The 14,042-nt window shown below is 36.3% G+C and carries 11 protein-coding genes; 5 read left to right on the plus strand and 6 right to left on the minus strand.

Annotation, left to right across the window (positions count from 1 at the left end; genetic code table 11):
• Nucleotides 1-75: 75 nt before the first annotated feature.
• The 3 genes from IQ237_RS18340 to IQ237_RS18350 form a co-directional block, all read right to left on the minus strand.
• Nucleotides 76-531, minus strand: coding sequence for a DUF29 domain-containing protein (locus IQ237_RS18340; RefSeq protein ID WP_194057706.1), 456 nt, complete (start codon nt 529-531; stop codon nt 76-78).
• 33 nt (nt 532-564) lie between these two features.
• Nucleotides 565-1,449, minus strand: a complete 885-nt coding sequence (locus IQ237_RS18345) for a CoA-binding protein (protein ID WP_194057708.1) — start codon at nt 1,447-1,449, stop codon at nt 565-567.
• Nucleotides 1,450-1,672: 223 nt separating this feature from the next.
• Nucleotides 1,673-2,890: a succinate--CoA ligase subunit beta gene (locus IQ237_RS18350; protein WP_194057710.1), complete on the minus strand. Its 1,218-nt coding sequence runs from the start codon at nt 2,888-2,890 to the stop codon at nt 1,673-1,675.
• A gap of 575 nt (nt 2,891-3,465) precedes the next feature.
• Between IQ237_RS18350 and IQ237_RS18355 the strand changes: the two genes are divergently transcribed.
• Complete coding sequence (locus IQ237_RS18355) at nt 3,466-5,499, plus strand: hypothetical protein (protein ID WP_194057712.1); 2,034 nt, start codon at nt 3,466-3,468, stop codon at nt 5,497-5,499.
• A 127-nt stretch (nt 5,500-5,626) separates the two neighbouring features.
• On the opposite strand, the gene IQ237_RS18360 is transcribed toward IQ237_RS18355, so the two are convergent.
• Both IQ237_RS18360 and IQ237_RS18365 read right to left on the minus strand, forming a co-directional pair.
• A complete protein-coding gene (locus IQ237_RS18360; RefSeq protein WP_194057714.1) occupies nt 5,627-6,535 on the minus strand; it encodes a shikimate dehydrogenase in 909 nt (302 codons plus the stop codon).
• A 346-nt stretch (nt 6,536-6,881) separates the two neighbouring features.
• Nucleotides 6,882-7,328, minus strand: a complete 447-nt coding sequence (locus IQ237_RS18365; protein WP_194057716.1) for an Hsp20/alpha crystallin family protein — start codon at nt 7,326-7,328, stop codon at nt 6,882-6,884.
• Between the two features lie 586 nt (nt 7,329-7,914).
• On the opposite strand from IQ237_RS18365, the gene IQ237_RS18370 reads away from it, so the two are divergent.
• Both IQ237_RS18370 and IQ237_RS18375 read left to right on the plus strand, forming a co-directional pair.
• Nucleotides 7,915-8,652 carry a sterol desaturase family protein gene (locus IQ237_RS18370; protein WP_194057718.1) on the plus strand — a complete coding sequence of 246 codons (738 nt, stop codon included), beginning with the start codon at nt 7,915-7,917 and terminating at the stop codon, nt 8,650-8,652.
• Nucleotides 8,653-8,750: 98 nt separating this feature from the next.
• The gene (locus tag IQ237_RS18375) at nt 8,751-9,665 is read left to right on the plus strand and encodes an alpha/beta fold hydrolase (RefSeq protein ID WP_194057720.1); all 915 of its coding nucleotides are present in this window, start codon (nt 8,751-8,753) and stop codon (nt 9,663-9,665) included.
• A gap of 612 nt (nt 9,666-10,277) precedes the next feature.
• Here IQ237_RS18375 and IQ237_RS18380 read toward each other — a convergent pair.
• Entirely contained in the window at nt 10,278-11,237 is a 960-nt protein-coding gene (locus IQ237_RS18380; protein WP_194057722.1) for an aldo/keto reductase, read from the minus strand.
• Between the two features lie 132 nt (nt 11,238-11,369).
• Here IQ237_RS18380 and IQ237_RS18385 point away from each other — a divergent pair, with 132 nt between their 5' ends.
• Together IQ237_RS18385 and IQ237_RS18390 are read left to right on the plus strand one after the other, a co-directional pair.
• Complete coding sequence (locus IQ237_RS18385) at nt 11,370-11,939, plus strand: DUF1802 family protein (RefSeq protein WP_194057724.1); 570 nt, start codon at nt 11,370-11,372, stop codon at nt 11,937-11,939.
• A gap of 1,219 nt (nt 11,940-13,158) precedes the next feature.
• Nucleotides 13,159-13,983, plus strand: a complete 825-nt coding sequence (locus tag IQ237_RS18390) for a Uma2 family endonuclease (RefSeq protein ID WP_194057726.1) — start codon at nt 13,159-13,161, stop codon at nt 13,981-13,983.
• The last annotated feature ends 59 nt before the right edge of the window (nt 13,984-14,042 follow it).

Genomic DNA, 14,042 nt, shown 5'->3' on the forward strand with positions numbered 1-14,042 from the left:
TTTACAGCTATTTTCAGGTAAATAAACCACATTTTGATTTAGGTTTCGCGTCAACAATGTAGGGGATCTGATCATTTAATTATTTTCTGGCAACCAGTTAATATCTAGTAATTGTGGGAGGGTGTAAGGACATTTTTCTGGAAAGGAAATGTTATAACCTGTTTTTTGTCTCACATATTTGAGTGCTTTTTCATAAATTATGAATTGATTTTCCTGTAAATGATTGTGTAAGTTTTTGGTTAAATCTTCATTGAGTTGAGTCCTAAAACTCAAAATTTCTGCTTGCCAATGATTAGCATTATAATCATATTCAGTATGCCAATATTGCAGCAGTAGTAAATGTCTGATAATTTGTTCAAGGAATCTTTCTAATGTTTTCTTTTCTCGCCGACTCAATTCTTCCAATTCCTCAATTAAATGATCCTTGTCTAATTTTTCCCATTGGTTTTGTTTTAAAACTGTAATCGTTTGTTCTAACCATTGATCATATTCAATCTCATAAAGAGATGCTAAATCATTTGTGATTTTCATTGCTGACCTCAACCTAATTCGCTTCTTCTACTTTCAATTATGTATTACCTTCTTCAACAACTGGGGAATTTGTGCAGGAGATTCAGCTATAGGAACTTGTGCAGTTTGGAAAGCTGCTAATTTATTTTGTGTTGTGCCAAAATTAGGATCACGTTTCACAACGGTTGCTATATTTCCTGTTTGATGCCAATATTTGTTTGGTGGTGCGTGTCTACCTGCAATATAAGCAATAACGGGTTTATCAATAGCTTCAGTAATATATCTAGCAGCAGTTTCCTCACTTTCTCCCCCTGGTTGGCCGACTAAAACTATTGCTTCTGTGGTTTCATCTTCATCGAGAATTTGCAACCATTGAGAAAAGGAAGAACCGACAATAGCATCACTACCAATACTGACACTAATCGACTGACCTAAACCAGCTTTGGTTAATTCCCAGGCTACCTCATAAGTCAGGGTACTACTACGGCTAACAATTCCCACAGATCCAGGGGTATAAAATTCACTAGGTTGAGTGCCTAAGAGAATTTTACCAGGAACAATAATTCCCGGACTGTTAGGACCTACTAGCAAAATTTCATGACTTTCTGTAGTGCGGAGTAATTTCACCATATCTAAAGGTGGTACACCAGCAGAAATAATAATTATCTGTCTAATGTTAGAGGCGATCGCTTCTAAAGCTGCATCCAAAACTTGATAAGGATGGACACAAATAATTGTCGTATCAATTTGCCCAAATTGTGAGATAGCTTCTTCTACTAAATCAAACACTGGCAAACCATAGATTTTCTGTCCACCACATCCAGGATCAACACCAGCTACTAAATTAGTGCCATAAACCTTCATTTGAGCAATATGAGTTGCTGATATAAATTCACAAAAACCCTGAATTAAAACTTTACTGTCTGGTTTTAAGTTCATAAAATTTAGTTATTAGTTATTAGTTATTAGTTATTAGTTATTAGTCATTAGTCATTAGTCATTGGGCATTGGGCATTGGGCATTGGGCAAAATCAAGTCAAAAGTCATGCATTCAAAAGTCATGCATTCAAAATTAAATAACTCTTTTCTCCCTGCTCCCTGCTCCCTGCTCCCCTGCCTCTTCTTCCCCAATCACCAATCACCAATCACCAGTCACCAATCACTACCTTTTGTAAGCTGGTAACTTAGCCAAACGTACTGCTTGTTTTACGGCCTCGTCTAAATTTTCCACTACTATCAGCGTCTCAGTTTCAGTCTTGAGTTGAGCTAAATATTTCTTAGCGTCATTAAAATCAGAACCAGCAAGACGGACAACCAAGCGCGGTAAATTTCTGGGTTTATATTTACTACCTTTGGCTATATAAGATGTCAGTTCTTTTGGATCTAGTTGCATAAAATGACCAATGATTTCTGGCATTTGGGAAACTTGAGGAATAGAACCCAAAAAGTTAATCAGAATCACTTGAATGCTTTTATCAGCAGCTAACATTTTTAAACCTGTTTCCAGGCGATCGCAAAATGTCGTCGGTTCAGTATCAGTCAAAAAAGAATGTCGTAAATTTAAAGACACACCAGGTTTACCACCTGCATTAAAAACTGCATCCAAGGTTGTCAACAACGAACCAGTACCATTGCCTAATATACCGATTTTGCCTTGCATTTCCAACCCATCCCAATCACCCAAGATACTGTTGATCTTGCTATTTTTATGACGGCCAATCATTTTTGCCGCCATTTTGGCTATTTCTGGATGTCGGTTAATCGCGCGTTCGTTGACTGTAACTTTACCATTGAGTGCCATAACTTGCCCAGAAACACTAACAGCTAGAGGATTTATCTCTACTAAATCTAAGTCCTTCTGCACAAATAACTTATACATTTTTTCTACAATATCACTTACCGACTGCATCAGCGCACCCTGTAAGCCCATTTTCAAACCCAGTCTTCTGGCATAAAATGGCGAAAATTCCTGTTCTACCACCACATATTGCATTTTCTCCCCTGGAGATTCCCAATCAATATCTGGTTCTTTGCAACCTAAAAGCACAGGACGACAGATAGCTGTATCTAAAACTACAGCCAGATAAAATTCATCTTTGGCATTATACTTAGTTTCTGCCAGTAAAACCTCTGGCAATTCTCCCCAAATTGGTAAATTAAAGATATTTTGGGCAGCTGCGATCGCATCAATGGTGGTTTCCACAATTCTGACTCCACCAGCTTTAGCCCGTTCATCTGCGTGTACTTGCGATTTGAGTACAATCGGATAGCTAATTTTTAACCGTTTTAAATCTGTAGGATGGTCAATTCGTTGAGATGGTAAGACAGGAATGCCCATCTTATCAAACCATTCTTTAACTTGGTACTCCAATAAATCCATTGGTACACACCTTGTATTAACAATTTCAAAGCTAATTTTTATTGCTGTCCCATTGTTTGCACAGCACTTTATTTATATAATCACGCTTCGGTTGGCTAGAAAATTGATTTGGCAATAATCAATTTTATCGAATTAAGTCATATTCAATTCTCAAACCCCAACCGCTGCTATTTGGTTGATTAGACCTTTTGATCCTCCTTGGTCAACTTGCCAGTCTAAAAAATTACTTGGCTCTTCTTATATATTTTTTCCTGGATAATTTATACTCGCATTTGTATTGTCTAATTTATGATCTAGTAGTATAAAAAAGCAAAATCCTAAACCATTGCTGCTTCCTCGCTTTCTGGTTACAGATGCAACTTTGTGTGACAAACTAGTTCTCTGGGACAGGAAACCAAGGTTCAGCCTTGAGCAAAATCAAATACTTGTATATTAAAACATCAGTATATGATTGAGTTTTGTCAAACAGTTAGTAAAACCATCTATTCTGAATGTGACAAAGACCAGAACTTTATTTCATCTACTCCAAGATCATAAAAACTATAAAACTATATACAACATTAGCAGTAGACATTATGAAAGATAAATTCCCAAAAGAAGATATCCAGCATTTAACCAGTATTTTACAGGAAAAACTACTGGTAGAACTTCCATCAGTCCCAGTTCTCCAGGTGAGATGCGCTGTCCAGAAAGACGAACTGATGATTTTAACTCAGCACCCTCCAGGTATAGCAGTTGATAGCCAAAAAATCTTTGCTATCCTTGAGGAATCGCTCCAGTGGCAATCTCAATACCACGATCAAAGGATGCAATTTTATGTCAGGGTTTCAGGAGAAAAACTACCCTATGCTAAACAATCAATCACCATTAAGGCTAAAGAAATACAGAAAAACCAGCAAATTCCATCCTTGGAAACAAACAATGGCTTTAATAAAGGTGCTGCTAAGAACCCGCTAATTTTTCCCCCACTGGAAATTCCTGATCTCTCATCTCCTGTAACCGATGTTCATATATCGGATAGTTCATTTAGTTTACTAAAAGATGATCATATCGCGGATCATCCATTTGCTTCACTAACAGAGAACTATATCTCCGATTATCCACTGAGTTCCCGAATCGAAGAAAATATTTCTGATTCTACCTTGAGTTCCGATCTTTCATTTGGCTCAGATAATTCATTAAATTCAGATACCATACTAAGATCAGAGACATCATTTAACTCGGATGCTACATTGAGCTCAAATAGCTCATTGTTCAATGAGAGTGACAATGAATTAGCCGAAGAAGAAAAATTTGACCTATTTGCAGGGACAGAAAGCTTACCAAAACGCAAAAGACAGCCGATATCATTACCACTCCCACCTTTACCCATCCTCTTAGGAGGAGTCTTGGGAGTGACTGTCATTTGTGGAGGCGGTGCTTTTTTTCTGAATCGTGCTTGTGTGATTGGTGAATGCAAAGAATTACAAACAGCCGAGCAGTTAAAAAGCAACTCTCAGCAATCAATCCATACAGCTAAATCTACACAAGAACTAATAGCATTACAACAGCAACTGGATAAAGTTATTTCTGATCTCAAAGTAATTCCCCAATGGTCTCCACGTTATCAGCAAGCGCAGGAACTGGCTGCCAGTTTTTCTAACCAATCAACAAAAATTAACTTAGTAATCAAAGCTTTACAAGCCGCATCCGCCGCAGAGCAAAAAATTCAAACTCCCGCAACTAGCTTAGATGAACTCCGCAGCAGACAAACTTTATGGAGACAAGCAATTACACCACTGGAAGCTATTAAACCTAGTCATGAACTATATAGTTTGGTGCAGGCAAAATTACCCAAATATCAAAGCAATTTAAAAGCGATTAATCAGAAGTTACAGAATGAAGAATTATGGCAGAAAAAACTTACCACAGCCAAAACTGTGGCTGATTCAGCTAACCAGCGTCAAGCTACTGCTAAATCCGGTAATGATTGGCAAAGAGTACAATTTGCTTGGCAACAAGTAATTAATGATTTGAAAAGTATCCCCGCCACCAGCACAGCACATGAGGAAGCCAAAAAACTGTTAGTGGAATATCAACCAAAACTCATACTGGCACGCAACCGCGCTACCAGAGAAATAGCAGCAGCCTCCACTTTTCAACAAGCTACCAACTTTGCAAATCAAGCTAAAGCATTCGAGGCGAAAAATCAATGGACACAAGCAATAGCATCTTGGCAACAAGCTATACAGACGGCTAAACAGGTTTCTCAAGATAGTTCCATCTATAATCCAGCACAGTCACTCATTCAAACCTATTCTACTGGTTTAGGACAGACACTGGAAAAACAGCAACTCTTTGGTAACTTGGCACAAAGTCGCGTTGATTTAGGAAAAACCTGCTTTAATGTCATCCGGTTCTGCACTTTCACAATTGAAGAAAAACCACAAATGCGTATTGTTGTCCGGTTAACTCCAGAGTATGATCGCAAACTGCTAACTGCTGGTGCGGATATGCAGAATCACTTCCAAACTTTACAACAGGCTTTAGGAGTCATCAGTGAAAATGCCAACCTCCCTCTATTTCTCTACAATTCCCAAGGAGAAGAAAGGTATATGAGGAATCCGTAATAATTCATAATTGGTGATTGGTGACTGGGGAAGAAAATTTTAGATTTTAGATTGTAATTGACAAAAACAATCCAAAATCCAAAATCCAAAATCCAAAATCCAAAATTGAATTACCAATTACCCATCCCTAAAAACCCAAATAATTTTGCAATGCTTGACGCATTTCGGTTACAGGAATTTCTTCATTTTGTAACCAGATTTTTAATGCTGCTGCACCTTGTTGAACTAGCATTTCTAAACCATCAATGGCAATTGCACCTTGTTTTTCTGCTAGTTGTAAAAATTTGGTTGGTTTGGGGATGTAAATTAAATCATAAGCAATTGCACCTGAAGGTAGTTTAACCATTTCCTCTGCACTTAAAGGAGATTGATTAACATGAGGATACATCCCGATGGGAGTAGTATTTACTAACAAATTAGCTTGGGGAATTAAGTTTGGTAATTCTTCCCAAGTATGAACTTGAAAATTATCTGCAAAGGGTGAATTTTGCCAACTTTCATTAAATGCTTTTAATTTATATATATTCCTTCCTACTACATGAATTGCTGAGAAACCTAGTTGAATACAACCGGCAACAACCGCCCTTGCAGCGCCACCATTTCCTAAAATTACTGCGGTTTTCTGACTCCAATCTTGATGATAGGTGGTTTGTAAAGGTGCGATAAACCCTTCTACATCGGTATTTGTTCCTACCCAAATGTCACCTTGACGAGTGACGGTATTCACTGCACCTATAGCTTGAGCAATGGGGGAAATTTCTGATAATAAAGGTATTATTGCCTGTTTATGGGGAATTGTTACACTAAAACCGACAACACCAATAGCTGCAAAACCGGCGATCGCAATTTCTAAATTTTCTGGTGCAATAGGAAAAGGTAAATAAACATAATCTAATCCTAATTTACTCAAAGCTGCATTGTGCATCACTGGTGAAAGGGAATGTTCTACAGGATGGCCAATAACTCCCAAAAGTTTAGATTTTCCGGTTATTTGCTGACAATAATTATTTTCTTGTTTCTGATCTTGGTTATTCATAAACATCATGTTTTTTAAAAAACCTATTGCAATTATACTTGTTTTTGGTAACTTACCCAAAAAAATAACCCAGTTGCATTAAACAACCAGGCTAAATGCCAGATATTAAATGAGATGAAATGAGATTAAATGAGATTAAATTAATACATCAACCCAAACGACACTTCACACTTCCACTTGATCACTGATGATGAAATAGTCAATACAAAAGTAAGGGTAATTCATGAATTACCCCTACCCAAGAATCAGGTTTTGAGTTCAATCTTGCGTAAGTCAAGTCCTAAAATATTTTGACTCTTGTACGGGTTTAGCAGTGCTAAACCCCTACTGAATACTTACCTAAATCTTAATTTTCACCCAAGTTTATTTTCACAACTTTATTCTTTTCTTTTACCAATTTGGGTAAATTCAGATGCAAAATACCATTTTTATAATCGGCGGTAACTTTGGTATTTTGAATAGGTACAGGTAGAGGAATCACACGCTGAAATTGACCATAATAAAATTCACTTCTGGTTTTAGCTTGATCTTCTTCTTTGTGTTGAAACTTCCGTTCACCGCTAATAGAAACTGAATCTTCTGTAACTTGAATATCTAAGTCTTTAGCTTCCATACCAGGAACTTCTAACTTGAGAATTACTGCATCATCAGTTTCAATTATTTCCGCAGCAGGAATTTTCGGAACATTAGTTAACTCTTTCAAAGTATTAGGTATAAATCCTTCTACTAAAAGATTAACGCGACGTTCTAAGGTGTCGATTTCTTTCCAGGGATTGTAACGAATAACTGTCATATACTTTTACCTCTATATTGTTGGTTGTTTCTTCGTTTGAGTTGTTTTTATCAACTCTTTGATTATTATCTTAGTGAGGTTCAAAAATAATGTAAATTCGGTTTTTATCACTTATTAAATGATGATTACCGAACCGATATTTTCGATTATAAATATTTTCGGTTTATGCGAATATTTCTGGTTCGGTTTACACGACAAATATCAATTTAAAATTAACCAGATGGGTGACTCTGATCAAAAATTCACCTCAATACTTTTCCGTTAAGGTTTTCATCCCCCCAACCTCTCTTTCAAAGAATGCCTAAAAATCCGTTTGTTTCCCCTTTTTTCAGGGATATAATGGGGGATATCTAATATTTACAATACGTAAATCTCGTTAACCGAACCGTATTGCTGTGAGCTTCATTCGTTTATTGTTTAGTTATATAAAAATATATATAATTATGTTTATTTATATTTAATAATGAAAAAATTAACTGTAAATTATCATACCTGATATATTATACAAGTGCATACAATTTTATTGAATGATTACGAAATAAATCAAAAAACAAAACACATAAACAAATTTATACAATTTAACACCATGCTACCTATAATTACGGAATTTACTATTTTGACTTTAGTCATATTTTTTTCTCTTTCCCTGCGATACCTGATTGTATCTTTTTTACTATATTGGTTGCTGTGGATTCGCAGACCAAAGTCTTGGGAAAATCGTCGTCTTCAAGATATCAATAGACGTAAGAACAAAATCTCCACTGAAATTAAATGGTCAATTTTATCCTGTCTTATTTTTTCACCTCTAGTTGCTTTGACGATGAAAATAATAGAAACGGGACATACCAAAGTTTATTTTGATCCTCTAGAATATGGGTGGTTATATTTACCTTTAAGCTTGTTTATATATTTGTTTTTGCACGATACTTATTTTTATTGGACACATTTCTGGTTACATAAACCTAAAATGTATCGGCGGTTTCATAAGGTTCATCATGAATCTATTAACCCAACACCCTGGACTTCCTTTTGCTTTGATCCATTTGAGAGCATAATTCAAGCAATTATTATTCCCATTTTGCTTTTGATCATTCCCATTCACATTAGTATGGTAGTTTTGTTATTGATATTGATGACATTATTTGGCGTGATTAATCACACAGGTTATGAGGTTTACCCAAGTTCCTGGATGCTGGGTTTTTGGAATCAATATTGGATTACACCTACCCATCACACCTTGCATCATCACAAGTTTAATTGCAATTATGGTCTTTATTTTCGCTTTTGGGATAAGTTGATGAAAACAGATGTGATGAATAATTAGTATTATATATTATAATACGTAAAAACTGTAGAAATTTTTATTTTATACAGTAAAATGAAAATACATACATCAAAAAACACTTAACTTTAATTTAGATAATGCAGACAAATATAGCACCCTCTACAAATGCAATTTCTGGAAAATACTGGCAATGGCGAGGACACAATGTATACTATGTACAAGCGGGAGAAAAACAACCCCAGCGCCCCTCTTTGCTTTTAGTACATGGATTTGGTGCTTCTACTGATCACTGGCGTAAAAATCTTACCGGACTTTGTGCGGATTTTCAAGTATTTGCTATTGATCTTTTAGGGTTTGGACGTTCAGCAAAACCGAAATTACAGTATAGTGGGGATTTATGGCGTGAACAACTGGGAGATTTTATTAGTGAAGTTATTGGTGAAAAAACAGTTGTAGCGGGTAATTCTCTTGGTGGTTATGCTTGTTTATGTGTAGGTGCAAAATATCCTGATCTGGTAGCGGGGGTAGTATTACTTAATAGTGCGGGTCCATTTTCGCAAACGGAAGGGGAACAAGTACAAATGCAACCTGCACAAAATCCTGTACAGAAATTAATTGGTAACACTGTCAAATGGACTTTTAAACAAAAGTTATTTCAAGCTTTATTATTTCAATATGTGCGTCAACGTTGGGTAATTCGTCGTACTTTGGAAAAGGTTTATTTAGATAAAACTGCAATTACTGATCAATTAGTTGCAGAAATTCAACGTCCAGCTTTTGATCCAGGTGCTTTAGATGTTTTCGTCTCTGTTTTTAGCACTCCCCAAGGGGAAAAGGTTGATGTTTTACTCAAGCAATTAACTTGTTCTTTATTATTGTTATGGGGTGAAGCTGATCCCTGGATGAAAGCGCGGGAACGTTCCCAAAAGTTCCATGAATATTATCCGCAATTAACAGAATATTTTATCAATGCTGGTCATTGTCCCCATGATGAAGCACCTGATCAAATAAACCCTCTTTTCCGAGATTGGGTTTTATCTATTACTAATTGATAATTGACAATTGACAATTGATCCATTCAAGGTTTAAAGCTTCCCCTTTTTTATGGGGAAAAAGATAAAACCTTTGCATTTTTCCATTCAATCCTTTTCCTTCTAGAACACCGATTCATTAATCGTTAATTGTCAATTGTACATTGTCAATTGATAAAAACCTAAAAACCTGATCAGGGTTGATCAGGTTCTAGCGAATTGATTAGTTTCAAATTTTTGGGATTAAGTAAGTGATTGAAATTCAATAACTAGGGGTGGACAATCTTACAAGTTTAGCATTTTCCTGTTTTTCCGCTTAGGGATTTGGCGCGACTATCAACACAACAGTCGGAATGCCACTTTAATTTGTAAATACTAAAACTTGTTTGGGCGGGTGACGGGGGACACTTATGTCATTGCCCGATGGGGTTGGTTGTTCTTGTTCTGTGTCCTTTTGAACTTATGAATATAATCTAGCATTCTTTTTTTCTGATGCAATGACTTGTTTACGAAAGTTGATGTTTTGTTTCATTTAGCAATATTGGGAGTAGGTGACAGGTGACAGGTGACAGGTGACAGTGTAAGAGGGAATAGGGAAGGTTAATAAACCAATTACCAATTACCCATTACCAATTACCATTCCCACATAATTCCGGTATTGTCGAAATGGCTGGTGACAATGCGGCCAATATTGTCTATTTGGGCTATTTCTTCATGAGAAAGTTTTATTTCTGCGGCTTTGGCGTTATCTTGTGCTTGTTGAGGATATCTTGCACCTGCGATCGCATTACTTTGGGGTTGAGCAATTAACCAGGCTAATGCTAACTGCGCTAAACTACAATTATGTTTTTCGGCTATGGGTCTAAGTTGGTCTAATGCTTGTTGAGCGCGTTCAAAATTCTCTCCTTGAAATAACTTATTTTTCGCTCGGTTATCTTCTGGATCAAATTTATGTCCTGGGGTAAATTTACCAGTTAACAATCCTTGTGCTAAGGGTGAATAAGCCAAAATTGAAATATTATTTTCCACACAATAAGGCATGGCATCGGTTTCTACATTCCGCCAAAATAGAGAGTAAGCTGGTTGTAAACTATCAATTCTGCCATATTGGGCGGCTTGTGCTAGTTGTTCACGGGAAAAATTAGAAACACCGATGGCGCGAATTTTACCTTGTTCTTTTAAGTGATTTAAGGCACTCATGGTTTCCTCTATGGGAACGATTTCACTTTTAAAAGAACCAGATGGCCAATGAATTTGATAAAGGTCGATATAATCAGTTTGGAGATTTTTTAGAGAACGTTCACAAGCTTCTATCACTTGTGGATATTTGAGATGATTGGAAAAAACTTTAGTAGCATATTCCACGCGATCGCGTACATCGGACAAAGCTTGGGCTACAATCTGTTCAGAATGTCCATCACCATAAACTTCAGCAGTATCTATAGTTGTTATTCCCGCTTCATAAGCAGCGCGAATGGTTTTAATTGAATCTGCATCTTCTATTCCCACCCACATTCTCTTTCCTGCTTGCCAAGTTCCCATTAAAATGGGTGTAATTTTAACGGTGGATGTACCCAGTGTGCGTTTTTCCATAGTTTTGCTCTAATTTTGCTCTAATTTTGCTCTAATTTCTGACAAAAGCTAAGGTAATTAGGAAACCAATAAACTTTTAACCTATTCCCTGTAACCTGTCATCTGTCACCTGTCACCTAATAAAAGACGCTCATGGAACTGACTACCACTTTTCACGCTCTCAAAGAATGGTCTGTAGCCGTAAATGCTTTAGAAAGCGGACAAACAATTATGTTACTACGTAAAGGTGGCATTCATGAACGGGGAGGACGCTTTACTGTTGCCCATGAACGGGTTTTACTGCATCCTACTTACGAGCATCAACAATCTTTTATGCTCAAAGCTGAATATGCTGATTTGGTGTATCCCGTTACATCAGGATGGCATCCAGAAACAACTCGCATTGGTAGTTGGGCGGAAATTACGGATATTTTACCTGTAGCGGATGAGTCTATTGTGAGTAAATTATTGCCTTTTCATATTTGGAACGAGTATTTTATTAGCGATCGCCTGAAATGGAAACCACGTCAACCTTTATATATTCTGTTATTACGAACTTATAAACTACCCCAGGTGCAGTATATTCCTTATTTGCCTGAATATGGTGGTTGTAAATCTTGGATTGATTTAAATCAACAAGTGCAGTTAGAAGGTTCAAAAGCGGTTTTATCGGATGATGTTTATGGTAAGTTAGTTGAGACTATTCGTGGGATTATTGTCTGAATCAGGATATCCAGGATTATAGGATTTACAAGATAGGAGAGAAATTAAAAATTAAAAATCTGCGTTCATCTGCGTTTAATTAGATAATTTGTCTGAATCAGGATGTCCAGGATTTAAGGATTTACAGGATGCGGTTTTTTGGTGGGAGTTTTGATTTTGGGGATGTGGGGATTTTGAGGATTTTGGATTTTGTCTGAATCAGGATGTTCAGGATTTAAGGATTTACAGGATGTGGGTTTTTTGGTGGGAGTTTTGATTTTTAGGATGTGGGGATTTTGAGGATTTTGGATTTGGTCTGAATCAGGATGTCCAGGATTTAAGGATTTACAGGATGTGGTTTTTTGGTGGGAGTTTTGATTTTTGGGATGTGGGAATTTTGAGGATTTTGGATTATTGTCTGAATCAGGATGTTCAGGATTTAAGGATTTACAAGATAGGAGAGAAATTAAATTTGATTTTTGGGATGTGGGGATTTTGACAGGGGAAACGCATCTAAATCTTATTGACAAAATACCGTTTTAATGTATAGACCAATAAATCCCTATTTATCGTTTGATTGATTTTTTCAGGATCATGGTGATGGACTAAAATATTGTCAATAAGTGGTCGTTAATGCGAATATTTTGGTCGTTATTGAGATTGAATCGCCCTTATTGATAAGATGCGTTTCCCCTGGGGATTTTGAGGATTTTGAATTTTGTTAATTTTGTAAATTAAGCAAGATGTAATTTTACTAATTTATTAATTTTTATATTATATAAAATATAAATAATATATGATACAAATAAAAATCTTAAACACCAACAGACGACTAATAAATCACATCCTGAAAATCCTCAAATCCTGGACATCCTGATTCAGACAAATAAAAATCTTAAACACCAACAAACAACTAATAAATCACATCCTGAAAATCCTCAAATCCTGGACATCCTGATTCAGACAAATAAAAATCTTCAACACCAACAGACGACTAATAAATCACATCCTGAAAATCCTTAAATCCTGGACATCCTGATTCAGACAAACAAAAATCTTAAACACCAACAAAAAACTAATAAATCACATCCTGAAAATCCTCAAATCCTGGACATCCTGATTCAGACAAATAAAAATCTTAAACAATCAAAAATCATCAGTCAAAATTCTGGACATCCTGACTCCTTGAACTCCTGACTCCTAGTATACAATAAAAATAAATCAACCAGAGGTAATCTAAATGGCAACCCAACTTAGTGAACCAACAACTGCACCGAAAACAGTCAAACAACTGGTAATCTCTTGGGAAGCTTTACCCGATGATTTTCAGTTAGAGGATGAACCGGTGGAAAATACAGGACAACCGCTTTTAGCAGGTGCATTACGGGAAAGTTTAGAAATAGCAGGTTTTATCAAACCAGAAATGCTAATAGTTTCTAATTTTGGACTTTGTGCGACAGTTAATGGTGAAATTGTTGTTAAAGCACCAGATTGGTTATATATACCATCCGTGAAAGAAGTTTTGCCAGAACGCAGAAGTTATACATCATATTTAGAAGGTGAATTTCCCTTAATAGTCATGGAATTTCTATCTCATAATGATGGGGGAGAATATTCTGTGAAAAGGAGTTTTCCTCCAGGAAAATGGTTTTTTTATGAACAGGTTTTACAAGTTACTATTTACGTGATTTTTGAACCTAATGGGGGTTTATTAGAATTTTATGAGTTGAAAAATGACCGCTATCAATTGCAATTACCAGATGAAAATGGTCGTCATTGGATTGAAAACATGGGGTTATTTTTAGGAACTTGGCAAGGTGAAAAAGAAGGTAGAAACGGGTATTGGTTAAGGTGGTGGGATAAAGATGGTAATTTGTTACCTTGGGGTTTAGAACAAATTGCTAAAGAAAAAGAAGTTGCAGAACAAGAAAGACAACGTGCGGAACGAGAACGGGAACGTGCAGAACAAGAAAGACAACGTGCAGAACAAGAAAAACAAGAAAAGGAGAGATTAATAGCTTTTTTAGTTTCCCAAGGTATTGATCCGAATAATTTACCTACTTAAAGGTACAGTAAACCTTGGATAGATCCCGGACTTCTTAAAAAAGTCGGGGATGTGAATCT

This window comes from Sphaerospermopsis sp. LEGE 08334, from assembly GCF_015207205.1.
Lineage (GTDB): Bacteria > Cyanobacteriota > Cyanobacteriia > Cyanobacteriales > Nostocaceae > Sphaerospermopsis.

Coding starts and splice junctions, on each gene's coding strand:
- IQ237_RS18375 (WP_194057720.1), top strand. CDS start 8,751: ATGCAGACAAATATAGCACCCTCTACAAATGCAATTTCTGGAAAATAC.
- IQ237_RS18380 (WP_194057722.1), bottom strand. CDS start 11,237: ATGGAAAAACGCACACTGGGTACATCCACCGTTAAAATTACACCCATT.
- IQ237_RS18370 (WP_194057718.1), top strand. CDS start 7,915: ATGCTACCTATAATTACGGAATTTACTATTTTGACTTTAGTCATATTT.
- IQ237_RS18360 (WP_194057714.1), bottom strand. CDS start 6,535: ATGAATAACCAAGATCAGAAACAAGAAAATAATTATTGTCAGCAAATA.
- IQ237_RS18385 (WP_194057724.1), top strand. CDS start 11,370: ATGGAACTGACTACCACTTTTCACGCTCTCAAAGAATGGTCTGTAGCC.
- IQ237_RS18340 (WP_194057706.1), bottom strand. CDS start 531: ATGAAAATCACAAATGATTTAGCATCTCTTTATGAGATTGAATATGAT.
- IQ237_RS18350 (WP_194057710.1), bottom strand. CDS start 2,890: ATGGATTTATTGGAGTACCAAGTTAAAGAATGGTTTGATAAGATGGGC.
- IQ237_RS18355 (WP_194057712.1), top strand. CDS start 3,466: ATGAAAGATAAATTCCCAAAAGAAGATATCCAGCATTTAACCAGTATT.
- IQ237_RS18390 (WP_194057726.1), top strand. CDS start 13,159: ATGGCAACCCAACTTAGTGAACCAACAACTGCACCGAAAACAGTCAAA.
- IQ237_RS18345 (WP_194057708.1), bottom strand. CDS start 1,449: ATGAACTTAAAACCAGACAGTAAAGTTTTAATTCAGGGTTTTTGTGAA.
- IQ237_RS18365 (WP_194057716.1), bottom strand. CDS start 7,328: ATGACAGTTATTCGTTACAATCCCTGGAAAGAAATCGACACCTTAGAA.